The organism is Nocardiopsis sp. LDBS0036, from assembly GCF_041228755.1.
Taxonomy (GTDB): domain Bacteria; phylum Actinomycetota; class Actinomycetes; order Streptosporangiales; family Streptosporangiaceae; genus Nocardiopsis; species Nocardiopsis dassonvillei.
This window is the reverse complement of sequence record NZ_CP141103.1, coordinates 1513901-1537445: the sequence shown is the minus strand read 5'-3', so window position 1 is coordinate 1537445 and position 23545 is coordinate 1513901. Positions and strand designations below refer to the sequence as shown.

Annotated in this window: 21 protein-coding genes; 9 read left to right on the top strand and 12 right to left on the bottom strand. The window is 74.4% G+C overall.

The features are described 5' to 3' along the window. Positions 1-28 precede the first annotated feature (28 nt). A complete protein-coding gene (locus UIS43_RS06430; RefSeq protein WP_013153589.1) occupies positions 29-478 on the bottom strand; it encodes a GNAT family N-acetyltransferase in 450 nt (149 codons plus the stop codon). A gap of 140 nt (positions 479-618) precedes the next feature. Continuing rightward, complete coding sequence (locus UIS43_RS06425; RefSeq protein WP_041552744.1) at positions 619-1899, bottom strand: isochorismate synthase MenF; 1281 nt, start codon at positions 1897-1899, stop codon at positions 619-621. 322 nt (positions 1900-2221) lie between these two features. Here UIS43_RS06425 and UIS43_RS06420 point away from each other — a divergent pair, with 322 nt between their 5' ends. From UIS43_RS06420 to UIS43_RS06395, 6 genes are all read left to right on the top strand, one after another. Beyond that, complete coding sequence (locus UIS43_RS06420) at positions 2222-3838, top strand: glycoside hydrolase family 10 protein (RefSeq protein ID WP_370012748.1); 1617 nt, start codon at positions 2222-2224, stop codon at positions 3836-3838. Between the two features lie 239 nt (positions 3839-4077). Further along, a complete protein-coding gene (locus UIS43_RS06415) occupies positions 4078-4479 on the top strand; it encodes a molybdopterin-binding protein (RefSeq protein WP_013153586.1) in 402 nt (133 codons plus the stop codon). After that, the gene (modA, locus tag UIS43_RS06410; RefSeq protein WP_370012747.1) at positions 4472-5278 is read left to right on the top strand and encodes a molybdate ABC transporter substrate-binding protein; all 807 of its coding nucleotides are present in this window, start codon (positions 4472-4474) and stop codon (positions 5276-5278) included. The genes UIS43_RS06415 and modA overlap by 8 nt, the downstream gene beginning before the upstream one ends. Continuing rightward, entirely contained in the window at positions 5275-6132 is an 858-nt protein-coding gene (locus UIS43_RS06405; protein ID WP_071622260.1) for an ABC transporter permease, read from the top strand. The genes modA and UIS43_RS06405 overlap by 4 nt, the downstream gene beginning before the upstream one ends. Next, the gene (locus UIS43_RS06400; protein ID WP_083555276.1) at positions 6132-7334 is read left to right on the top strand and encodes an ABC transporter ATP-binding protein; all 1203 of its coding nucleotides are present in this window, start codon (positions 6132-6134) and stop codon (positions 7332-7334) included. Before UIS43_RS06405 ends, UIS43_RS06400 begins: the two co-directional genes overlap by 1 nt. A 219-nt stretch (positions 7335-7553) precedes the next feature. Then, a complete protein-coding gene (locus UIS43_RS06395; RefSeq protein WP_071623213.1) occupies positions 7554-7895 on the top strand; it encodes a DUF3040 domain-containing protein in 342 nt (113 codons plus the stop codon). 106 nt (positions 7896-8001) lie between these two features. Here UIS43_RS06395 and UIS43_RS06390 read toward each other — a convergent pair whose 3' ends face one another. The 6 genes from UIS43_RS06390 to UIS43_RS06365 form a co-directional block, all read right to left on the bottom strand. Continuing rightward, complete coding sequence (locus UIS43_RS06390; RefSeq protein ID WP_232238468.1) at positions 8002-8577, bottom strand: CAP domain-containing protein; 576 nt, start codon at positions 8575-8577, stop codon at positions 8002-8004. Positions 8578-8680: 103 nt separating this feature from the next. Next, complete coding sequence (locus UIS43_RS06385) at positions 8681-8929, bottom strand: hypothetical protein (RefSeq protein ID WP_013153580.1); 249 nt, start codon at positions 8927-8929, stop codon at positions 8681-8683. Between the two features lie 87 nt (positions 8930-9016). After that, positions 9017-9340 (bottom strand): hypothetical protein, encoded by a 324-nt coding sequence (locus tag UIS43_RS06380; RefSeq protein WP_071622258.1) that lies wholly within the window; start codon positions 9338-9340, stop codon positions 9017-9019. Positions 9341-9838: 498 nt separating this feature from the next. Beyond that, entirely contained in the window at positions 9839-12319 is a 2481-nt protein-coding gene (locus tag UIS43_RS06375) for a penicillin-binding transpeptidase domain-containing protein (RefSeq protein WP_370012745.1), read from the bottom strand. 379 nt (positions 12320-12698) lie between these two features. Continuing rightward, entirely contained in the window at positions 12699-14045 is a 1347-nt protein-coding gene (locus UIS43_RS06370) for an FAD-dependent oxidoreductase (RefSeq protein ID WP_041552742.1), read from the bottom strand. Positions 14046-14425: 380 nt separating this feature from the next. Next, the gene (locus UIS43_RS06365; RefSeq protein WP_013153576.1) at positions 14426-15124 is read right to left on the bottom strand and encodes a 1-acyl-sn-glycerol-3-phosphate acyltransferase; all 699 of its coding nucleotides are present in this window, start codon (positions 15122-15124) and stop codon (positions 14426-14428) included. A gap of 242 nt (positions 15125-15366) precedes the next feature. Between UIS43_RS06365 and UIS43_RS06360 the strand changes: the two genes are divergently transcribed. Then, a complete protein-coding gene (locus tag UIS43_RS06360) occupies positions 15367-16017 on the top strand; it encodes a cyclase family protein (protein WP_071622256.1) in 651 nt (216 codons plus the stop codon). A gap of 42 nt (positions 16018-16059) precedes the next feature. On the opposite strand, the gene UIS43_RS06355 is transcribed toward UIS43_RS06360, so the two are convergent. From UIS43_RS06355 to UIS43_RS06345, 3 genes are all read right to left on the bottom strand, one after another. Next, positions 16060-18135: an FUSC family protein gene (locus tag UIS43_RS06355; RefSeq protein WP_370013233.1), complete on the bottom strand. Its 2076-nt coding sequence runs from the start codon at positions 18133-18135 to the stop codon at positions 16060-16062. A 136-nt stretch (positions 18136-18271) separates the two neighbouring features. Next, positions 18272-19513: a hypothetical protein gene (locus tag UIS43_RS06350; RefSeq protein ID WP_083555337.1), complete on the bottom strand. Its 1242-nt coding sequence runs from the start codon at positions 19511-19513 to the stop codon at positions 18272-18274. A 220-nt stretch (positions 19514-19733) separates the two neighbouring features. After that, a complete protein-coding gene (locus UIS43_RS06345; protein WP_019611128.1) occupies positions 19734-20276 on the bottom strand; it encodes a GNAT family N-acetyltransferase in 543 nt (180 codons plus the stop codon). A 283-nt stretch (positions 20277-20559) separates the two neighbouring features. Here UIS43_RS06345 and UIS43_RS06340 point away from each other — a divergent pair, with 283 nt between their 5' ends. Beyond that, a complete protein-coding gene (locus UIS43_RS06340; RefSeq protein WP_013153571.1) occupies positions 20560-21489 on the top strand; it encodes a LysR family transcriptional regulator in 930 nt (309 codons plus the stop codon). 69 nt (positions 21490-21558) lie between these two features. On the opposite strand, the gene UIS43_RS06335 is transcribed toward UIS43_RS06340, so the two are convergent. Then, positions 21559-22461 (bottom strand): LysR family transcriptional regulator, encoded by a 903-nt coding sequence (locus tag UIS43_RS06335; protein ID WP_013153570.1) that lies wholly within the window; start codon positions 22459-22461, stop codon positions 21559-21561. Positions 22462-22553: 92 nt separating this feature from the next. Between UIS43_RS06335 and UIS43_RS06330 the strand changes: the two genes are divergently transcribed. Then, positions 22554-23540 (top strand): DMT family transporter, encoded by a 987-nt coding sequence (locus UIS43_RS06330; RefSeq protein WP_041552740.1) that lies wholly within the window; start codon positions 22554-22556, stop codon positions 23538-23540. The last annotated feature ends 5 nt before the right edge of the window (positions 23541-23545 follow it).

The window sequence follows — 23545 nt, the reverse complement described above, 5'->3', positions numbered from 1 at the left end:
CCGGGCCCCCGCCCGGGGCGCGCGGGCCTCAGAGAGTCTTCTCGAAGCAGAGCGAGGAGGGCTCGTCGGCGTAGGCGCCGAAACCGGGGATGGGCGTGTACCCCGAACGGGTGTAGAACCGCACCGCGTCGGGCTGCCGGTCGCCCGTCTCCAGGCGCAGGCACTTCCAGCCCCGCTCACGGGCCCACTCCTCCAGGGCCGCCAGGACCAGTGCCGCCGCGCCCGAGCCGCGCCGGTCGGGCCGGACGTACATCCGCTTGACCTCGCCCGCCGCGTCGCCGAGGTCGCGCAGGCCGCCGCAGCCCACGGCCGCGCCCGAGGCGTCGCGGGCCACCACGAACACCGCGATGTCCCCGGCGGAGGGGGCCACCCCCGGCTCGGAGTCGGCGGTGCCGTACCGTTCGGCGATCTCCGCCCGCTGGCCGGCCCGCAGGGCGGCGGCGTCGGGATCGTCCCAGGAAACCTCGTGGACACGCATGGGCGCCACGCTAGCGGCGCCGTGTTTCGCGGCCGTGAAATCCCGTCCGGGCAGCGGCCTCTGTGCGCGGCGTCACCCCCGCTCAGCGCCGCCCGCGCGCGTACCACGGAGCCCGGCCCGGAGCGCGCTCCCGCCCCGGTTCAGACGGGGTCGGTGAGGGCCTCGCGCATCACCCGGAACTTGGACTCGGTCTCGGCCAGCTCCGACTCCGGTTCGGACTGGGCGACGATGCCCCCTCCGGCGAAGAGCCGGGCGCGCGCGCCCTCCACGCGGGCGCAGCGCAGGGCGATGCCCCACTCGGAGTTGCCCGCGCCGTCCAGCCACCCGACCGGACCGGCGTAGCCGCCCCGGTCCATGCCCTCGGCCTTCGCGATCAGCCGCATGGCCGCCGCGGTGGGGGTGCCGCCCACGGCGGCGGTGGGGTGCAGGGCCGCGACCGCCTCCAGCGCCGAGACCCCGGGGGACAGGCGGGCGCGCACCGGCGTGGCCAGGTGCTGCACGTTGGCGAGCGCGAGCAGGCGGGGCCGGGCGGGCACGTCCAGTTCCTCGGTGAGCGGTTCCAGCGCGGTGCGCAGGGACTCCACGGCCATGCGGTGCTCGTCCACGTCCTTGGCCGAGGTCAGCAGCTCCTCGGCCAGGAGCCGGTCCGCGTCGGGGTCCTCGCCCCGGGGGCGGGTCCCGGCCAGCACCAGCGAGGAGAGCTGGTCGCCCTCGCGGCGCAGCAGCAGCTCGGGGGTGGCTCCGACCATGCCGTCCACCGAGAAGGTGAAACAGCCGGGGAACCGCAGCCGCAGCCGCTCCAGCAGGGTGCGCACGTCGATGGGGGCGTCGGCCTCGGCCAGGGCGTCGCGCGCCAGCACGGCCTTGTCGAGCTCTCCCGTGCGGATGCGCTCGACGGTACCGGCCACGGCGCCCATCCACTGCTCGCCGGTCAGCGACCCCGCGCTCCAGGAGAGCGGACCGACGGGCCGCGGCTCCGGCGTCGGGCCGAGCGGCTCGGCCGGGTGCGCCCCGGACGCTTCGGTGACGGTGGTCAGCCAGGAGCGGCCGCCGCGCCGCCCGACCAGCACGCGCGGCACCACCAGGGCCGATCCCGCGGAGGAGGGGGAGAAGGCGAAGGTGCCGAACGCGACCGGGCCGGTGCCGGGCACCCCCACCTCGTCGTGGACCTCGGCGCGCTCGGTGAGGGCGTCGACCCAGCGGGCCGCCTCGGTGAAGCGGGTGGTGTCGGTGGGCTCGGCCGATTCGGGCTCACCGTCCAGGTCCAGCCGCGCGGCCTGTCCCCAGCCCACGACGCCCTCGTCGCCGGTCAGCCAGGCCAGGGGGGAGTCCGCGGGCAGGCGGTGCACCAGGCTGGCGGTGTCGTCGCGCAGGGCGACGGTGCGGACGGACAGGCGTGGCGGGCTCAGGAGGGCGTTCACGGTCCCCGAGTCTAGAACCTCGTCTGGGGCGGTGTGTCCGGTATCGGCCGTGGTGGCCGGGGTGCGCACGTGCTCCCTCCCGGGGTGGAGCCGCCGTCGTGAACCGGCCCTCGCCGCCGCCCGGCGGGGACGGTGCTCCGCCGCCGCCCCCGCGGGCGCTCCGTCGACCTGCCGGAACGGCCCTCCGGCACCGGGGGTGCGAGGTTGTCCACAGATTGGCGCAATCGTGTCCGAAAATTGACTGTCTGGCCTACTCTGGTTCGCGGTGCGACGTCACGGTGACGGCGGTGCGCGACCCATCCCCTCAGAGGAGACCTGTTCCATGGATTCAGTGGCCCGTGCCGTGACCCCGACGCGCGCCGCGCTGCGGTGGGCCGCGACGGCCGCCGCGGCCACCGTCCTGCTGGCGGGGTGCACCGGCCGGGGCGCCGACGAGGAGCCACCGGCCGACGGCGCGTCCGGGGCGGCCGCCACCCTGCGGTGCGGGGACGGCGGGGCGCAGCGGCAGATGCGCGGGGCCTGGCTGACCACGGTCCGCAACATCGACTGGCCCTCCGAGCCGGGCCTGTCCGCCGAGGAGCAGAAGGCCGAACTCGACGCCTACCTCGACGACGCCTCCGCCATGGGGCTCAACGCGGTCTTCCTGCACGTGCGGCCCACCGCCGACGCCGTCTACGAGTCGGACCTGGAGCCGTGGGCGCGCTACCTCACCGGCGAGCAGGGCGGCGACCCCGGCTACGACCCGCTGGAGTACGCGGTGGCCGGGGCGCACGAGCGCGGCCTGGAGCTGCACGCCTGGTTCAACCCCTACCGCGTGGGCTTCCAGGACCCCGACGTCGAGAACCTGGCCGAGGACCACCCGGCGAGGGAGAACCCCGAGTGGCTCGTCGACTACGGCGTCGAGGCCTACTTCGACCCCGGCAACCCCGAGGTCCGCGAGTGGGTGACCCGCGTGATCCTCGACGTGGTGGAGCGCTACGACGTCGACGGCGTGCACTTCGACGACTTCTTCTACCCCTACCCCAAGGAGGGCGAGGAGTTCGACGACGACGCCTCCTGGGAGGAGCACGGCGACGGCTTCGAGGCCCGCGAGGACTGGCGGCGCGACAACGTCAACCAGCTCATCGCCGGGGTCCACGAGGGCATCGAGGCCACCAAGCCCTGGGTGAGCTTCGGGATCTCCCCGTTCGGCATCTGGCGCAACGACTCCACCGACCCCAGCGGCTCGTCCAGCTCGGGCCTGCAGTCCTACGACGCCCAGCACGCCGACACCCGCACCTGGATCCAGGAGGGCACGGTCGACTACGTCGCGCCGCAGCTGTACTGGGAGCGGGGCTTCGAGACCGCCGACTACGAGGTCCTGGCCGACTGGTGGGCCCGGGAGGTCGAGGGCACCGGCGTGGACCTGTACATCGGCCAGGCCGCCTACCGGGTGGGCGAGGACGGCTGGACCGGCGAGGACGCGCTCAGCACCCAGCTGGACTACTCCGGCGAGCTGCCCCAGGTGGACGGCGACGTCTACTTCTCCATCAAGAACCTGCGCGAGCAGGCCGCCGACGCCTACGCCGCGCTGGCCGACGAGCACTACGGCGCCCCCGCCCTGCCGCCGCTCTCCGACGCGCCCGGGGGCCGGGGGCCGCTGGTCGGCGCGGTCGGCGGCGTCACGGCCCGGGCCGCCGACGAGGGTGTCGACGTGGCGTGGGAGGCCGTGGACGGCGCCCGCTTCTACGCCGTCTACCGGCTGCCCGCCGACGCGGCCGCCGGGTCCGAGGAGGAGCGCTGCGCCGCGGTCACCGCGGACAACCTCGTGGGCCTCACCGGGCGGACCGCGCTGACCGACACCGCGCCGCTGGAGGACGGCGCCGGGTACGTGGTCACCGCGCTGGACGACTACCGCGCCCAGGGACCGGTCAGCGAGGTCGCCGACGTGCGCGGCTGAACGGACACCGGGCGCGCGGGCTCCGGCCGGGGGAGGCGTCCCCGGGCCGGAGCCCGTTCCGTTCGCCGGGGCGTGGGTCCCCGGTCCCTCTCCGGGGCGCCCGGTCCGGCTTCTTCCCGGGCGCGGTCCGGTGCCGCCCGCACGTCTGTCGCAAAATCCCAAGACAAGGGAGAAAAAGTAAGCATCTGCTAGCGGAAAGCCCCTTTTGCCCCAGCAGGTGCCGGATATAGGTTGGCCCCATGCCGACCTTCCACATCAGCGAGGCCGCCGACCTCCTCGGCGTCAGCGCCGACACCGTCCGGCGCTGGGTCGACTCCGGCCGCCTGTCCGCTACCCGCGACGCCTCCGGAAGGCGTCTGATCGAGGGCGCGGACCTGGCCGGGTTCATGAGCGCGGGTGCCGGCGAGGACCCGGCCCGGCGCCTGTCCTCCGCCCGCAACCGCTTCCGAGGCCTGGTCACCGACGTCGTCCGCGACCGGGTGATGGCCAGCGTGGAGATCCAGGCCGGACCCCACCGGGTGGTCTCGCTGATGAGCCGCGAGGCCGCCGACGAGCTCGGTCTGGAGGTGGGCAGCGTCGCCACCGCGGTGGTCAAGTCCACCAACGTGGTCGTGGAGACCACCGGGGAACGCCATGCGTGAGCCCGCCACCCGCAGCCCCCGCTCCGGCGCTCCCCGGCTGGTCCGCGTCCTGGCCGCGGCCGCGCTCGTCCTGTGCGCCTGCTCCCCGGGGGAGGGGTCCGCCGACCGGCTCAACGTCTTCGCCGCGGCCTCCCTCACCGACGTCTTCACCGACCTCGCCGAGCAGTTCGAGGCCGAGCACCCCGGCACGGAGGTGGTCCTCAACTTCGCGGGCAGCGGCGACCTGGCCCTCCAGATCAACTCCGGCGCCCCCGCCGACGTCTTCGCCTCCGCCGACACCGTCACCATGGACCGGGTCGTCGGGGGCGAGGGGCTGCACCCCGACTGGGCCGCGGAGCACGGCGCACAGGGCGTCGTCTTCGCCGCCAACACCCTGCGCATCGCCGTGCCCCCGGACAACCCGGCCGGTGTCGGGGGACTGGCCGACCTCGCGGAGGAGGGCACCGCCGTCGCCTTCTGCGCCGAGGAGGCCCCCTGCGGAGCGGCCACCGCCGCGGTCCTGGACGAGGCCGGGCTGGAGATCACCCCCGACACCTACGAGGAGGACGTGCGCGCGGTCCTGACCAAGGTCGAACTCGGTGAGGTCGACGCCGGACTCGTCTACGCCACCGACGTCGTCTCCGCGGGCGACCGGGTCGAGGGCATCGCGTTCGACGAGTCCAACGAGGTGGTCAACGACTATCCCATCGGGGTCGTCTCCACCACCTCCGACGCCGTGCTCGCCGCCGCCTGGGTGGACCTGGTGCGCTCGCCCGAGGGCGGGGAGGTCCTGCGGGCCGCCGGGTTCGAGGTGCCATGACGCCCGACCGCGCCCCCGCTGCCCCCGCCGAGCCCGCCGCCGCGGCGCCGCGCCGCCGTCCGCCGCGGGGACGGCGCTTCGGCCGACCGCCCTGGATCCTGGTGCTGCCCGCCCTCCTGGGCGTGGCCTTCCTCGTGCTGCCCATGGCGGGCCTGCTGGTCAGCGCGCCCTGGTCCACCATGGGCGGTCGCCTGACCGAGCCCGAGGTGCTGGCGGCCCTGTGGCTGTCCCTGTCCACCGCCACCGCCGCCACGGCCGTGTCCCTGCTCCTCGGGGTGCCGCTGGCCTGGCTGCTGGCCCGCACCGACTTCCCCGGGCGCCGCCTGGTGCGCGCCCTGGTCACCGTCCCGCTGGTGATGCCGCCCGTGGTCGGCGGCGTGGCGCTGCTGCTGGTCCTGGGGCGCAACGGGATCGTGGGCCGCCACCTGGACGCCTGGTTCGGGATCACCCTGCCCTTCACCCCCGCCGCCGTGGTCCTGGCCCAGGTGTTCGTCGCCATGCCGTTCCTGGTGATCAGCGTGGAGGGCGCGCTGCGCGGCGCGGACCGCCGCTACGAGGAGGCCGCCGCCACCCTGGGCGCCAGCCGGGCGGCCGTCTTCGCCCGCGTCACCCTGCCCATGGTGCTGCCGGGCATCGCCGCGGGAGCGGTCCTGTGCTGGTCGCGGGCCCTGGGCGAGTTCGGCGCCACCATCACCTTCGCCGGGAACTTCCCGGGCACCACGCAGACCATGCCGCTGGCCGTGTACGTGGCCATGCAGCGCGACCCCGAGGCCGCCATCGTGCTCAGCCTGATCCTGCTGGCGGTCTGCCTGGCCGTCCTGGCCACCCTGCGCGAGAGGTGGACGAACGCCTGATGGCCCCGAACCACCGCCCTGACGAGACCGCGCCCGACCCCGGATCCGGCTCCGCACCAGCGCCCGAACGCACGGCCCCGACCCCGGCCGCACACGCCTCCGGGCCCGAACGCACGTCCACGTCCGCGTCCTCGGCCGCGTCCACGCCCGTACCCGCGCTGGAGGCGGACCTGCGCCTGAGCCGGGGCGCCTTCACCCTGGAGGCCTCCCTGACGGTGCGCCCGGGGGAGATCCTCGCCCTGCTGGGACCCAACGGCGCGGGCAAGTCCTCGGCGCTGCGCGCCCTGGCCGGACTGGTGCCCCTCACCGGCGGACGCGTCCTCGTGGACGGGCGCGACCAGACCAGGACACCCGTGGAGCACCGCCCCATCGGCATGGTCTTCCAGGACTACCTGCTCTTCCCGCACATGAGCGCCCTGGACAACGTGGCCTTCGGCCCCCGCCGCCAGGGCCTGTCGCGGGCGGCGGCCCGCGAGCGCGCCGCCGAACTGCTCGCCCACATGGACCTGTCCGCGTACGCGCGCGTGCGGCCGCGCCGCCTCTCCGGCGGCCAGGCCCAGCGCGTGGCGCTGGCCCGCGCCCTGGCCGTGCGCCCGCGCCTGCTGCTGCTCGACGAGCCCATGGCCGCCCTGGACGCCAGCACCCGCATCGACGTGCGCGCCCGGCTGCGCCACCTGCTGGAGGAGTTCGACGGGGCCACGGTGCTGGTCACCCACGACCCGCTCGACGCCATGGTGCTCGCCGACCGGGTGGCGGTGATCGAGGAGGGCCGGGTCGTCCAGCAGGGCGAGCCCGCCGAGGTGGCGCGGCGCCCCCGCACCGCCTACGTCGCGCGGCTGGTGGGGCTCAACCTCTTCCGGGGCGCGGCCGAGGGCACCACCGTCACCCTGGACGGCGACGGGCCCGGCGGGCCCGTCCGGGTGGAGGCGCACGAGGCGCACCGGGGACCGGCCCTGGTGGCCTTCCCGCCGCGCGCCGTGGCCCTGTACCCGCACCGTCCGCACGGCAGTCCGCGCAACGTGTGGCGGTTGAGGGTGGAGGGGATCGAGCGGTTCGGCGACCAGGTGCGGGTGCACCTGGCGGGGAACCCCTCCCTGGCCGCCGACATCAGCCCGGCGGCCCTGGCCGAACTGGGACTGGCCCGGGGGGACGCGGTGTGGGCGGGGGTCAAGGCCGCCGAGGTCGAGTGCTACCCCGGTTGACCCCCGGCGGGTCCGATCCTCGGGACCGCGTCGGCGCGGAGGGGGTTCGGGCCCGGGCGGCGGGTCGCACCCCCCGGAGGAAACCGATTTTTCTACCCAGAATCGGGCATGGAAACCCACATCGGAAAACCTGTGCACACCTGGATATCTCAGGTACACCCGGGGGAGACTGTAAGTCTGGCGACGACTGTCCTTCCCCCCGTGGCCGAGGAGGGTTCCATGTCCCTGAGAGAGCACGAGAGAAGAATCCTCGCGGAGATCGAGCGGCAGCTCAGCGAGGAGGAACCGGACCTGGCCGGACGGCTGGAGTCCTTCGGGTCGGGGGATCCCGACGCTCCGGCCGACCCCGGCCTGGGCGGCTGGAAACCGTGGGTGGCGTGCGGCCTGATCGCCGCGGTCACCGCGGGCCTGCTCGTGATGCTGTTCGTGCTCACCCCGAGCACGCCGCAGCCGTCCGCGCCCGCGGTGCCCACCGAGACCTCGCAGACCACCGGCGACCCGGCGCCCGATCCGGACCCGGAGCCCGCGCCGGAGGGACCCGAGACCGTCGGAACCTCCTGACCGGAGCCCCGCTCCGCGGCCGCGCGGCCTCTCCCGGGACACGTGACGGGCGGTGTGCACCCGCCGCACACCGCCCGTCACGTGCCCTGGACCGCGCGCGTGCGGCTCAGGCTCCGCGGCCGAGGACGACGGTCCAGTAGGGGCCGCCGTCGCCCTTCACCACGCCCACGCCGATGTGCTCGGCCTCGCAGTCGGCGAGGACCTGGTTGTGGCCGTGGCGCGTCCAGGCCTCCACCGCCTCCTCGGCCGTCTCGAAGCCGTTGGCCACGATCTCGCCCGAAGGGTGCGCGTAGCCCAGGCCGCGGGCCCGGTCCCTGGCCGACGAGCTGCCGCCGAAGAAGCCGCCGCCGGGGAACCCGCTGTCGCCCGCCTGGTCCTGGCTGTGCTCCCGCGCGGCCCGGGTGAGCAGTTCGTGGGCGCTCAGCTTCCCGCACCCGTACCCGGGCCTCTTGTCGTTGACCAGCCGCACGACCTCGGCCTCGGCCTCGGTCCAGGGGTCGGCCGGTTCCTCCTGGGACCAGGGCGGGGGCCAGCCGCCGCCGGATCCCGCCCCCTGGACCGCGGACGGGGTCCCGCCGCCGGCGAACACGTCGCCGGGGTCGGCCGCGCCGGTCACACCCGCGCAGCACACGGCCGCCGCGGCCATCCCCGCGAGGGCACGGCCTCGAAGCAGGTTTCGCATGTCTTTCCACCTCCCGTGCGCGGGGGAGCGTGTACCGCGCCGTGCCCGCGCACACCAGGGGCGGACAGCCGTGAAGGCCGTCCGCCCGCAACCTCGCGGGAACTCAGTTCGCCTTGCTGGTGGTCCTGTCCACCGTGGCTCCGTGCATGGAGGCGGTGTAGGTCACGTACTCGTAGTAGACCTTGCCGTCGTCGCCGACGCGGCTGTGGACCACGGTCATGGTGGCGCCCTCGGCGCTGGCGCTGCCGAAGTCCTTCTCGAAGACCGCGTCGGCCATCGCGACCGAGGGCGCACCCAGCGCCAGGCCGAAGGCCACACCGGTCAGGGACAGCACTCGTCGTAGTCGGACCATCGTCCTTCCCCTCCTCGGGTTGGGTCGGGTCACGCCCGCCGGGCGCGGCGGCCGACACGGCCGCCGCGCCCGACGGAAACGGGATGCCTAGTTCGCACCGCTCACGATGCTGTGGGAGGCGGCGCCGTCGTGGCCCGCCCAGGTGGCGCTCTTCTTGTAGAAGGAGCCGCCGTTGTCCCAGTGGTCGTGGCCCTTGTCGCCCTTGCCGCCCTTGTGGCCGTGGCCGTGGCCGTGGCCGTTGCCGTCGAAGGCGACAGCGGTCACGCTGTGGCTCGCGGCGCCATCGATGCCGGCGGCGCTGGACTCACCCGAGAAGAAGCTGTCCGCCATAGCGGTGGCCGGGGCGCCGAAGGCCAGGGCCGGAACGGCGACGGAGGCGAAGGCGATCCGAGTGAGAGTCTTGCGGTTCATCCTGTGTCCTTTCGAGGCGGACCGACGATCTGTCGGTCCGGTGGCACCGATCCCCCCAGCTCGACCCTCGGGAGAACCGTTCTCCTGGCGCCATCCGTAGATCTGCCCCGGGTCCCCGCTCACTAACTCTTAGTAGTCACTAAATAACTTAAAGTAATAGTTGGTTGTTTTGGGTAGGATTTTTCCTGCTTGAGGCGGGCCCATGCCCGCGGCCGGGGACAGGGGGCCGACCGGCCCCGGAAGAGAGCGGGACGGGGCCGCGGCACGCTGCGGAACCAGGGGCATCGTAGACGCCGGGAACCGGAGCCGACACAGGCCACGCCGTCGCGGGCGCGCGCGGCGGGGACCGCTTCCGGCCGGGTCAGCGCGGGCCGTACCCGCCCGCGGGCCGCGACCCCGTACTTCCCCGGGGGAGCACCGCGTGGCGCACGTGCGCCCTTCACGCCGACGGCGCGCACCGGCGGTGCCGGTGCGCGCCGTCGCGCGGCGGATCCGGCCTCAGAGGCCGTTGGTGAAGCTGGCGGCCAGGGGACCGGCCACGGACGAGCCGCCGCCACCGCCCTCGACCACCACGGCGAAGGCCACGTCGCCCTTGAAGCCGACCATCCAGGCGTGGCTGGGCAGCTCCCCGTCCTCGTCGGCGTCCTCGGCGGTGCCGAACTCGGCCGTACCCGACTTGGCGTACACCTCGCCCTGGAAGGGCACGTCCTCGGCGGTGCCCTCGGTGACGACCGCGCGCATCATCGTCCGCAGCGCCTCGGCCTGGGCGATCGCGCGGGGCTCGGGCAGGCCCTCCGGGGCGGGCTCGGTCACCAGGACCGGGTGGCGCCAGGAACCGTCGGCGACCGCGGCGGGCACCGTGGACATGTGCAGCGGCGAGGTGAGGATCTGGCCCTGGCCGATGCTCTGGGCGCCCAGCATGGTGGCGCTGTCCACCGGCGGGAAGGACGGTTCGAGCGTGGGCACGCCGATGTCCAGCGGCGCGTTCATGCCGAACTGCTCGGCGCTGGCCTGGAGCGTGTCCGAGCTGAGCCGGTCGCCGACCTGCTCCACCAGCGCGGTGTTGCAGGAGGTCGCGAACGCCTCGGTCACCGTCTGGGCGCCGTACTCGGCGTCGCCCGCGTTGACGAACGGCCACCCGCCCAGGTCGTACTCCTTGGGGCAGTTCATCGCGGCGTCCATGCCCATCCCGTTGTCCAGCAGCGAGCTGTAGGTGATGATCTTGAACGACGACCCGGGCGGGTACTGGCCCTCGAAGGCCCGGTTGAAACCGCCGGGCACGTTCGCCGCGGCCAGGATCTCGCCGGTGGAGGGGCGCACCGCCACCAGACCCGCCGGGTCGGCGGAGTCGATGACGGCGTTGGAGGCCGCGTTCTGCACGGCCATGTCGATGCTGGTGACCACGTCCTCGCCGTCGGCGCCGTCCAGGGTGGCCACCGTGTTCTCCTCGGTGGCCTCCAGGGAGTCGGGGTCCTCGGCGGCGGTCGCGTCGACCATGAGGATGGTCGTGGCGGCCTCACCGGCCAGCCGCTCCTCGTAGGTGCGCTGGAGGCCGCTGACGCCCACGGTGTCGCCGACGCTGTAGGCCGGGCCCAGCCGCTCGACGTCCTCCGCGGTGGCCTCGCCCAGGGAGCCCGCGATCATCTGCAGCGAACCGGAGACGGTGCCGTCCAGGGCGGTGCCGTCGGCGGCCAGGACGCTGCCGCGCTCGCCCCACACGGCGGTGCGGGCCAGGACCTGGCCCTCGCCCAGGCCGGGGTAGGCGACCTCGGGGGAGAACTCCACCCACCACTCGCCGTCCTCGCGGACCAGCGGCAGCTCGCCCTCCCAGCCCCAGTCGTCGGCGTTGGTCAGCGACACGGTGACCTCGTAGGGCGCGCTGCCGGTGCCGCCGTCGGCGGTCACCGTGCCGACCTCCACCGCGATGGAGTCCACGCCCAGCCCGGAGTCGATGCCGCCGAGCACCGCGGCGGCGTCGCCGCCCCGGGTGACCGCGGCCAGGCGCTCGTAGTCCTGCGCCTCCCAGGCGGCCTCGTACTCGGCGGCGGCCTCCTCGGGTTCGGGCATCGTCAGGACGTACCAGGACGCGCCGCCGCCGACGAGCAGCAGCACCACGACGGCGGAGAGCACGCCGATGAGCAGTCCGCGCCGCGACTTGCGCGGCGGGGGACCGGGGTCGTAGCCGTCGTCCCCGTGGCGGTCGGGGTCGTCCGGCCCGCCCGAGCCCGGGCCGCCGCCGCTGTAGAGGTACTCGAAGCCGTCCGGGGAACCATGGCCGTGCTGGGGGCCGGTCTCCCCGCGGCCGCCGTGGTCCGGCGCAGGAGGGGGCGCGTCGCCCGGGTAGGGGGTGTCGCCGTGGTGGACGGGCTGACCCGGGTAGGGGTCGTCGTCCCAGGTGTCGGTGCGACCGTGCGGGTGACCGTGTCCGGCTGCGGGCTCGCGCGCGCCGTGCCGGGAGGCCGGGGCCTCCTGCCAGGAGTCGTGCGCCCCGTCCTGCCAGGCGTCGTGCTCCTCGTCGCCTCGGGGCCGGGAGCCGTCCCAGTCGCCGGAGGGGCCCTGCGCGGAGGGGTAGGGGGTGTTCCAGTCCTGGGCGCCGCCCCGGTCGGGGCCGCGCGGGGGCTCGTCCCACGAGGAGGGCCCCTGCGGGCGCCCCGCGTTGCCGTGGGCGCCGGAGCCCTCGTGCCGGGAGGGCTCCCAGGCGTGCGCGGACGGGGCGCCCCATCCGTCGTCGGTGGTTCCTCCGTGTGGGGGCTCGTCCCACGAGGCGGGGGAGTCCCAGGACCCGGCGGACCGCTGCGGGAGGTCGGGCTGCGGGGGAGGAACCGGCGCGGACGGGGCCGCGGGTTCCTCGGGCGGAGGCCCCTGGGTGCGCTGGGGGATGCGGTAGGGGTTGGCGGGGCGCGGGGGGTGCGCCGAGGGCTCGTGCGATGCTTCGGGCGGCCCGGAGGAATCCGGCTGCCGGGGGGACCGTTCGTCCACGCCTGACCGTCCTTCACTGGGTTGGCTGGAGAGACCACGATGCCCCGCTCCCACCTCGGTGGGAGCGGGGCACGAGAGTGAGGGTCGGCATGGCGGTCGCCTCTCGGCGCGGGGCACAACGGGGCTCCTGGCCGTACGGTCACCCACCCGGAGGCGGGGCCGGACGCGGTATTCCGCGAAGGCAATTGTTGAGGCCCGGGGGACACTTGCTACCACACCGACCAACAGTGACTCTAACCCATCGGGCCGGGCCGTTGTTCCGCCACCGCGAGAAGCGGCGCATGCGCAATCTCACGGTACTCGCGGACCGGGGGAGGGAATGCGGTGGCCGGTCCCGCAGAGGGGCGCGGGACCGGCCGGGAAGCCCGCGAGCCGGAGGTCACCCCTGGCGCGCGATGCTGGTCTGCTCGTCACGGGAGAGGAGCTTGAGACGCTTGCGACCGCGCTCGGCGCCCAGCTCCTCCTCGCGGGCCTCGATCCGCTGCCAGCCCTCCCACGTGGTGTAGTGGACGCCGCGGGCCTCCAGCAGGGCGCGGAAGGCGACCGGGTCGGGCTCGGAGGCGGGGGTGAGGGCCTCGCGGTCGGCCACCAGGTTGGTGACCGTCTCCAGGGCGTCGCCCTTGGTGTGGCCGATGAGGCCCACGGGACCGCGCTTGATCCAGCCGGTGGCGTAGACGCCGTCCATCGGCTTCTCGTCCAGGTCCAGGACCCGGCCCTCGGCGTTGGGGACGACGCCGCGCTCCTCGTCGAAGGGCAGGTCGGCCAGGGGCGAGCCCAGGTAGCCGATGGCGCGGTAGACGGCCTGGACCTCGTGGTCGACGTACTCGCCGGTTCCCCGGACGCCGCCGTCGCCGGTCAGCTCCATGCGCTCGGTCCGGAAACCCGTGACGCGGTCCTCGCCGAGCACGGCCACCGGGCTGTGCAGGAAGTGCAGGTGCAGGCGGCGCTCGGCGCCGCGCGGGTCGCGGATCGCCCAGTTCTGCAGGACCTTGACGTTGGTCTTGACCTGGTTGGAGTCCTCGCAGGCCTGGAGGCTCCCCTCGTCCATGTCGAAGTCCTCGGGGTAGACGATGACCTCGACGCCGGGCTGCTTGTCCAGCTCGCGCAGCTCCATGGGGGTGGCCTTGCACTGGGCGATGCCGCGGCGGGCGAAGACGTGCACGTCGGTGATCTGCTTGGCGCGCAGCCCCTCGTACACGTTGTCGGTGATGTCGGTCTCCAGCAGGTCCTCGGCGCTCTTGGCGAGGATGCGGGCGACGTCGACGGCGACGTTGCCCGCGCCGATCACGGCGACGCTGGTGCCCTCCACGTGCCAGGACGGCGACACGTCGGGGTGGGAGTCGTACCAGAAGACGAAGTCGGCGGCGCCGTGGCTGCCGGGCAGGTCGATGCCCGGGATGTCCAGCGGCCGGTCGCGGTCGCTGCCCGTGGCGAAGACGACCGCGTCGTAGTGGTGGCGCAGGTCCTCCAACTTGAGGTCCACGCCGTACTCGACGTTGCCGTAGAAGGTGATCTCCGGCTTGTCCAGGATCTTGTGCAGCGCCCCCTGGATCTGCTTGATGCGGGGGTGGTCCGGGGCGACGCCGTAGCGGACCAGGCCGTAGGGGGAGGGCAGCTTGTCGAGGATGTCGATGCTGACGGACGTGCCGCACGCGGACAGGGTCTCGTCCTTGGTGAGCAGGTCCGCGGCGTAAATCCCCGCGGGGCCCGCACCCACGATTCCCACTCGCAGTGGTCGCGTCATCGCACAGCTCCAAGTCTTCGCGCCAGAGTCGGACGCCATCAAAAGGTAAGGCTTGCCTAATCTATCCGGTGCCGGCACCGGGAAAACCTACTATAAAGGTAGAGAATTCCGCTCCCCGTCCCGGGCCCGCGTGGCGGGCCCCGGGGGTCCCGCGGGCCGTCGGCCCGGGCGGAACCCGGTAGGACCAGGTCGGGAGGCTGCCGCCGGCGCCCTGAGAGGTCCCTCAACAAGAGGTCAACGCCCCGTCACCGGTTCTCCAGTTCCGAACGGGCTGTGAAGAAAGTCACCGCCCGCCGGAGCGGTCCCGCGTGCCGGGGGCCGCACCGGGGGGAGGGGGAGTCCGACTCCCCCGGAAACCGACCCTACGCGCCCGAGGGGCGTCCCCGCTCCAGTTCGGCCTTGACCGAGGCGGCGAACCGGGGCACCTGCTCCTGCCCGGACAGCTTGGCGATGGCGGCCATGATGGCGTCGGTGGCCTCGCGGCGCGGGCGCGCCCTGTCCGCCTGGCCCTCCCAGGGCGACAGGTCCACCGGTTCGCCGAAGCGCACACCCACCCGGTTCAGGGAGGGCACCCTGCGGCCGGGGGGCAGGATCCGCTCGGTGCCCGCCAGGGCCACCGGCACCACCGGGGCGCCCGTGGTCAGCGCCAGCCAGGCCAGCCCCGTCTGTCCGCGGTAGAGGCGGCCGTCGGGGGAGCGCGTCCCCTCGGGGAAGATCCCGAAGACCTCGCCGCGCTCCAGTACCCCGAGGCTGTTGTCCATGGCCTCCTGGGCGCTCTGGCCCGGGCGCCGGTCCACCGAGAGCTGGCCGATGGCCCGCAGCGCGCGGGTGAACAGCCGCCGGGGCAGGGTCCCCTCGTCGAAGAGCTCCTGCTTGGCGATGAAGCGCACCGGCCGGGGGCAGGCCACGCCGATGAAGAGCGGGTCGATCAGCGCCAGGTGGTTGACGGCCAGGATCACCGGACCGCGACGGGGGACGTGGTGCGCGCCCTCCACGCGCTGGGGCCACACGACACGGGTGGCGGGCGCGATGACGGTCTTGGCCGCTCCGTACAGGGTCACTCGGTCGCCTCTTCTCGGGGTGGGGTGGGGTGGTCCGCGCGGGGGTGACGGACGTGCGGAGGGCTCCCGTGTCCGTGTCTCCCGAGCTTATCGGGGCCGCGGAGCGGAGGACGTGGACGGAGGGTGTGATCGGGGCCGGGCGCGGGTGCCGTGGCGCCGGTCACACGCGCTAGGCTATGGTCTAGACCTCTGGTGCAGGTCAGGGGTCCTTTCCCCGGACGCGCGAGCGAGGAAGAACAGCCATGCCGAAACTGGTCGACGTCAGCCACCAGATCACCGACGGGATGACCACCTCTCCGGGCCTGCCGGAACCCGTCGTCGAGGAGAGCACCGCCGTCGCGGGCTCCGTCCCCGGCCACGCCACCAGCAGCGGCCGCGTCACGATGGTCGGCGCCACCGGCACCTACGTGGAGACGCCCGCCCACCGCTACCGGGACGGCGCGGACCTGGCCGACCTGGACCTGGCCCGCGTGGCCGATCTGCCCGGCGTGGTCGTCTCCGTCGGCTCCGCCCGGGTCGGCCCGGAGGCCTTCTCCGGCCTGGACGTGCGCGGACGCGCCGTGCTGGTGCGTACCGGCTGGGACCGGCACTGGCGCACCGAGTCCTACGGCCACCCCGAACACCCCTACCTGACCGAGGCGGCGGCCAAGGCGCTCGTGGACGGCGGCGCCACCCTGGTGGGCATCGACGCGGTCGGCGTGGACGACCCCTCTCCCGCCGCCGAGGGCGCCCGCCCGGCGCTGGCCGTCCTGCTCGCCGCCGGCGTCCCCGTCGTCTCCCACCTGTGCCTGCTCGACCAGCTCCCCGAGGAGGGCTTCACCTTCTTCGCGGTGCCCGCCAAGATCCGCGGGATGGCCGCCTTCCCCGTGCGCGCCTTCGCCCTCGTGGACTGACCGGCCGCGCCCCCGGAGGCCGGGGGCGGGCGCGGGGCGGGCTCACAGGTCGGCGTCCAGATCCTTCTGGGCCCGGCGGTGCTCGCGCTGGGCCCGCCGCTCGGCCTCCTGGCGCGCCGCGCGCTCGTCCTGGGCGACCGCGCTGGTCATCGCGTTGGACAGCGCCCGCAGCTCCATGTTGATCCTGGGGTAGGCGGGCAGCCGGGGGATCGCGCCCATGCGGGGCGTACGGCGCTCCCTCATCGAGGAGATGAGTTCGCCGAAGGCCAGGTCCACCCGCTGCAGGGTGATGACGCCCGCCGACTCGGGCCGGTCCCGGGCCAGCGCGGACAGGGCCAGGTAGCCGGTGCGCTGGGTGGCCACCACCACCGGCCACAGCGGCAGCGTGGACGCCGCGCGCGGCGCGTCCCCGATCGCGCTGTCGTAGACCCCGCGCAGGTTGACCAGGGCCGCGCGCATGTCCCTGCGCAGCCGGTAGCGCCGTTCGGGGCCGATCTCCACGTCCTGGTCCAGGACCGCCATGATGCACTCGCGCGAGGTCTCCAGCACGCTCGTGATGGCCTGGGGCAGGCGGGTCGCCGACGCCCTGCGCCACAGCAGCAGCGAGCCCAGCAGGCCGAACACCGAGCCCACGACGGTGTCGATGATGCGCGACCCGGCCAGGTCGGTGATGGGGTCGGGCGCGGCGGTTCCGGCCAGCAGCAGCGCCATCGGCGTCACCAGGACCGAGGCGTAGAAGAAGTTGCGGCCCACCACCAGCTGGGTGAGCCCCTGGAACAGTCCGGCGAGCACGATGACCACGGCCAGCGGCGGGTGCGTCGCGATCAGCGCGGCGCCGATGAACACGCCCACGAGGGTGCCCAGGGACCGCTGGAGGGCCCGGTTCATGGTCAGGACCACGCTGCCCGCCTGGAGGACGGCGGTCGCGGTCAGGCCCACCCAGTAGTAGTGGTCCAGGCCCAGCAGGAGGCTGAACGCGCCCGCCGCGGTCACCGTGATCCACATGCGCAGCGCGGTGGGGCGCACCAGCGAGTCCGAGCCCAGGCTGGAGCGCAGCGCGTCCCACAGCGCCGGATAGCGCTCGTCGTGCAGGGTCGCGGCGTGCTCGTCGTCATCGTGGGAGAAGCGGCGCGCGGCCTGCGCGGCCCGGGCCAGCTGGCCGTAGAGCCGGGCCTCCAGGGAGCGGGGGCGCAGGCCCCGGCGCAGTTCGTCGAGCTCGTCGGGGTCGGGGCCCAGGGAGGGGTCGGCCACGGCCGGGGCCATGCGCTCGGCGAAGTCGGCGGCCTTCTCGGGCAGGGTCGTGGGGCGCGCCATGCACACCTGGGTGGTGGCCAGGTGCACGTCGGAGACCCACCGCAGCAGGGAGCGCAGCCGGGCGGCCTCGGGGCTGGTGCGGTAGCCGCGGGTCTGGGCCAGCAGGACGATCCGCCAGGCCTCGGCCACCGCCACCGAGGCCTCGTGCTGGGCGTGGTCCAGGTCGGGCGTGCCCACGGCGCGCAGCAGGGAGGCGAGCTGGCGGTAGGCCCCGGCCACGGCGCGGTACTCGGGGTGGCGGGCGCGCACGGGCGCGCCCGACATCGACACCGACCAGCCGATGGCCGCGCCGAGGGCGGCCACCAGGGCGTGCAGGGGGACGTCGGCCAGACTGCCGGGGGCGATGGTGGAGATCGCGCCGACCAGGACGAAGAACAGGGGGCCCGGTCTGTCCACCCGCCAGGCGGCGCACAGCCAGGTGGCGATCCCGGCGGTCAGGCCGATGGAGAACACGGGCGCCCAGGAGGCCAGGGCCGAGGCCAGCGAGCCGAGGGTGACGCTGGCGACGAAGCCCAGGCCGACCAGGGCCAGGGCCGCCGAACGGTAGGCGTAGGGCGTCTTCTTCTCGTACAGGACGGTCATGGAGCCCAGGGCGGCCAGGGTGCCGACCTCCGAGCCGAACAGCCACGTGGCCAGGGCGAAGGACAGCGACATGGACACGGCGGCCTTGACCGCGGTGGTCCACGCCCAGGCGCCGGGCTGGAGTCCGAACAGCGCCCGCAGGTCGACCCTGGGGTGGGGTCGTTCGGCCACCTCGACGCGTTCGGCTCCGTGTCCTTCGCCGGGGGAACCACCCACGTTCATCGGTCCGGTGTCTCCAGTGGTTCCCAGATCTCGCACGATTCCCATCCTAGACCGGGACGAACCGGCACTTAGGTGACTTACTGAACATCCGTAGGGGCGGGCCGTGGACAGGGGCCGGGCCGTTCGGAGCGGGCTGTTACGTGGTGGTGCGCTCCGCGTCCTGCCCGGCCGGGGGCGCCCCGGCCCTCTCCGCGCGCTGTTCGGCCAGCTCGGCGCGGGCCACGGCCCGATCGCGCGCCTCCTCGGCCAGGGCCAGCCGCGCGGCGGCGGCCTCCCGCGACTCGGCCAGGGTGATCTCGGCGTTGCGGCGCTGGGTGTCCAGGTCGGCCGCCAGGCGCTCGCGGTCGGCGCGGAGCCGTTCCAGCTCGGCGGTGAGGCGTTCGCGCTCGTCGGCGGCCGCCGCGCGGTCCGACTCCAGGCGCTCGCGGGTCCGCTCCAGTTCGGCGTCGAAGCGCTCCCGTTCGGCGGCCAGGGTCCGGGCGGCCTCGCCCGCGCGCTCCTCGGCGGTCTCGGCGCGGGCCCGGGCGCTCTCGGCCGCCAGGACGGCCTCGTCGCGCCGACGGGCGTGCTCGGCGGTCTCGGCGCGCAGCCCCTCGGCCTCGGCGCGGGCGTGCTGGAGCCGCCGGGCGGCCTCGGCCCGCTCGTGCTCCAGCTCCTCGCGGGCGCGGGCGGCCTGTTCGGCGATACGGCGTTCGGCGGCGGCCAGCCCGGCGTTGGCCTCGGCGACGGCGGCGTCGCGTTCGGTCCGGGCCCCGTCGGCGAGGGCGCGCTGCCGGTCGCGCTCGGCCTCGGCGGCGTCCCGGGCGGCCAGGGCCTCCTCGGCGATGCGCTCGGCCTCCTGGGTGGCGGAGACGGCGGAGGCGGCGGCGTCCTCGGCCACGCGCCGGGCGCTCTCGGCCTCGCGGCGGCGGTTCTCCGCCTCCAGGCGGGCGGCGTCGGCCTCGGCGGCGTGCCGGGCTCCGGCCAGGCGGGCGGCCTCCACCTGGGCCTCGGCCGCGGCCGGGTCGGTCATGGTGGAGAAGGCCTCGGTGGCCGCCTGGAGGGTGGCGGTGAGCTGCTCGCTCTGGACGGCGAAACGGGTGAGCAGGTCGTCGGCGCGCAGGCGGGCGGAGGTGACCGGTTCGGTGCTGAAAGCGGGGGAGGAGCCGGCGGTGTGGGGGGAGGGCGCGGCGGAGTCGGCGGCGGAGGGCTCCTGCGCGGCGCGGGCCAACTCCTCCTGGCGTTCGGCCTCCTGGGTCTGGCGCTGGCGTTCCTTCCAGGCGCGCCAGCGGGTGTGCTCGGGGAGGTCGCAGTACTGCGGCGGACGGCCGGGCGAGGAGGCACGGGGCACGGGCCGGTCGCAGCCGGGGAAGTTGCAGGTGTTGGAGTCGGAGGCCACGGGGTGAGCGTAGCGGTTCGCCCCCGCGCGGCGCGGAGGTGTGTCGGGCACGGCGACCGGGCACCCGCGCACCCGCGCTCCACCGGGGGTGGACGGCCGCCGGCGGTTCCGCGCCGGCCCCTCGGGCGGACCGCCGACCGCGGCCCGCGGGCGCGGGCTGACACGAAAGCCCCCTTCCCGGTCCCGGAGGCCGGAAAGGGGGCTTGGGCTCCCGCGGACGCTAGTCGTGGGCGCCGAAGGCGTCCACGCGGCAGACCATCGTGGTCACGAAGGGGCGGAAGCCCTCCTCCTCCAGGAAGCGGATGTCCTCGGAGGCCGTGGCCAGCGCGGAGAACTCGATGTCGCGCACGCCCATGCCCGCGAGCTGGCGGCGCACCTCCTCCAGCAGCTTGGAGGCCACACCGCTTCCGGTGTACTCGGGGTCGATGGCGAAGGTCTGCACCACCGCGCCCCGCGCGCCGCGGTCCCAGCTGCCCTGGGCGTTCTCGCGGATGGTGACCATCGCGTACCCGGCCAGGTCGCCGTTGCTCTCGGCGAGGATCGCCAGGGTCTCGGGGTCGGAGAGCCAGGCCGTGTACTGGGCGCGGCGGCGCCTCCAGGACTCGTCCAGGCTCACAGGGCCGATGATGTCCGCCAGGTGCGGGGCCGTCAGGGTGTGCTGCTGGTGGAGGGCGCCCCACAGGTCCGCGAGTTCCTCCACCTCGTGGGCTCCCAGGTAGCGGAAGCTGAGCACACCGACGTCGGACTGTCGAGGTTTGGTCATCAGCGAATTTTGCATCTTTTTCTCACCCGTTCCACCAGCATTGGGTGCTGATCCCCCGGGTCTCACCCGTGGTTGAGCTGTGGCACCGACTGTACGTGTCCGTATCGACCGTAACGTGCCCGACACGGAGAAAGAGGCGTCAGAGATTGCTGAAAGAGAAGAAGATCTGTTTTTTCTTTGAGCGTGGAGTCCGGTGACGATGTGCATGGAATCACGCCCCTAACCTGCGCAACGCGTACGAAACCACCCTGAAATCTGTACGTGCTGCCATAAGTTGGAGGCCATGATCGACGTTCGGCGGCTACAGCTCCTCCAGGCACTCGACCACCACCACACGGTGGCGGCGACCGCGGAGGCGCTCAACGTCACCCCGTCGGCGGTCTCCCAGCAGCTCGCCGCCCTGGCCAAGGAGGCCGGGGTCCCCCTCGTCGAACGCAACGGCCGCCGTTTCCTGCTCACCGGCGCGGCCCGGGTCCTACTCAAGCGCGCGCACGTCATCTTCGCGGAGATGGAGCGCGCCAGCGCCGACCTGGCCGAATACGCCGAGGGCGACCGCGGCGTCGTCCGGATCGGCGCCTTCTCCACCGGGATCAGCGACCTCATCGCCCCGGCCCTGGCGCGCCTGCGCACGAGCCACCCGGACTGGTCCTTCCAGGTCGTCCAGGCCGAGCCCGAGCACAGCGCCGAGATGGTGCGCTCGGGCCGCCTGGACATGGCCCTGACCATGTCCACCGGCCACCTGCCCGCCAGCGGCGACCCGGACTTTCGCGTCGATCCGGTCATGGTCGAGCTGTTCGACGCGATCCTGCCCTACCAGCACCCGCTGGCCGCGCGCACCAGCCTCCACCTGGCCGAGGACCTCGCCGACGAGGACTGGATCCTGTCCGCGCCCGGCACCGCCTGGCACGAGTGCGTCTCCGGCGCCGCCCACCAGGTGGGCTTCCAGCCCCGTGTGGTGCACACCGTGGACGACTTCAGCGCCGTGTTCTCCCTGGTGCAGGCGGGGCTGGGCATCGCCCTGATGCCGCGCCTGGCCTGGACCGGCCTGAGCACGCCGCGGATCGTGGTGCGGGGCGTGCGCGAGAGCGCGCGCCGGCACATCGTCGCCCTCTCCCGCGCGGGCGCCTCGCCCGAACCCCTGCTCACCGCCATGCGCGAGGCCGCCAGCAAGGTCCCCGTGCCGTCGGTGGGGCCCTTCGCCATCGCGGGCTGAGGCTCCGCCCCGCCCGGCCACCCGTCCCGTCCGGACGCCGCGCTCCGTCCCGGCTCGCCGGGCCCCGCCCTACCCGGCCAGCACGCCCGCGGCCGACTCGCGCAGGTACTCCGCCACCAGGCGGATGGGCTTCCACGCCCATCCGCCGGTGCGGCCCGCCAGGTGGACGCGGCGGACCCCGCCGAGTTCGCCCAGGGGCGCGTGTGCCACCCCGCGCCGGGTCACCGCCGACAACCGCGGCACCACGCCCACCCCCAGACCCTCCGCCGCCAGCTGCTCGAACAGTTCCAGGTTGTCGATGCGGTGGACGACGCGCGGCGTGAACCCGGCCTCGGCGCACATGCGCTGCACCAGCGCCTCCTCGTCGCGCCGGTAGGGGCTGACGATCCACGCCGCCTCCGCCAGCTCCCGCAGCCGCCGCCGGGTCAGGGTGCGGCTGTCGGCGCCCTCCGAGGGCTGGGCGAGCAGCAGGTCCTCACTCCCGATCGGGTGCACCGTCAGCGTCCCCGGAAAATCCCGGGGAAGCAGGCTGTACTGGTACACCACCCCCAGGTCCGCCCGCCCGTCCTGGAGCAGCTCCAGCGCGTGCTCGGACTCGTGCTCGGTCAGGTGGACGTCGATCCCGGGGTGGTCGCGCCGCAGACGGCGCAGCGCGGGCAGCACCAGGGGCGCCGCCGTGGTGTACATCACCAGGTCGACGCGGCCGACCGGCTCGCCCTCGCCGTCGAACTCCGCCCGCGCCGCCTCCACCCGCGCCAGGATGCCCACCGCGTGCTCGGCCAGCCGCCGCCCGGCCGGGGTCAGGCGCACCCGCCGCCCGTCGGGCGCGATCAGCGGCACGCCCGCCTCCCGCTCCAGGACGGCGAAGTGCTTGGAGACCGCCGACGTGCTCATGCCCGTGACCTCGGACACGGCGGCCATCGTGCCCAGCCGCTCCAGTTCGACCAGCAGGCGCAACCGGGTGAAGTCCATCCACAGAAGCTACCCGACCGTCCACCGGAACTACACGATCCATCAACCAATGGTCCGTGGACAGAAACGGACCACGTCGGTGCAATGGTCGGGTGATCCGCTCTCTCGCTCCCTCGCTCCGCCGTGCCCGCTTCGGGGTCCCGGCGCCCCTCATGCTGCTCATCGGCATGTTCACCCTGCACACCGGCAGCGCGCTGGCCGTCACGGCCTTCGCCCAGGCCAGCCCCGCCACCGTCACCTGGCTCCGGCTGAGCTGGGCCGCGCTCCTGCTGCTGGCCCTGGGCGGCCGCTCCCTGTGGCGGGCGGTGCGCGCGGCGTCGCGGCGCGAACTGGGCGCCGTGGTGATCCTGGGCACAGCGAGCGCGGGGATGATGCTGTTCTACTCCGAGGCCACGGCGCGGATCGAACTCGGCACCGCCACCTCCATCGAGTTCCTCGGCACCCTCGTGGTGGCCGTGGCCGCCATGCGCCGCCGCCGCGAACTCGTGTGGATCCTCGCCGCGGTCGCGGGCGTGCTCTGCCTGACCCGCCCCTGGCAGGGCGAACTCGACCTGGTCGGGGTCGGCTTCGCCCTGGCCGGCGCGGTCTGCGTGGTGGGCTACATCGTGCTGACCCAGCGGGTGGGCGCCGGGTTCGGCGCCGTGCACGGCCTGGCCCTGACCATGACCGTGGGCGCGGTGGTCAGCGCGCCGCTGGGCGCCCCCGGCCTGGTCGCCGCCCCCGACCCGGACCTGGTGCTGTTCACCCTGCTCATCGCGCTGCTGTTCCCCATGGTGCCGTTCCTGCTGGAGATGGTGGCCCTCCAGCGGATGAGCCGCACCGCCTACAGCACCTTCTCCAGTCTGGAACCGGCGGTCGCCCTGGTGATGGGCCTGGTGGTCATCGGCCAGGCGCCCGCCCTGGTCCAGGTCGTCGGCATGGTGCTGGTGGTGGTCGCGGGAGCCGGCGCGGCCCGGGGCGACGGCTCCCGCCGCCCCGCCGTGCCCGACCTGGCGGCGGCCACCGCCGCCGACCCGCACCGGCCCGAGGAGGGAGCACGGCCGGAGGAGATCGGCGCGGCGTCGGGCCGGGCGGTCTGAGGGGA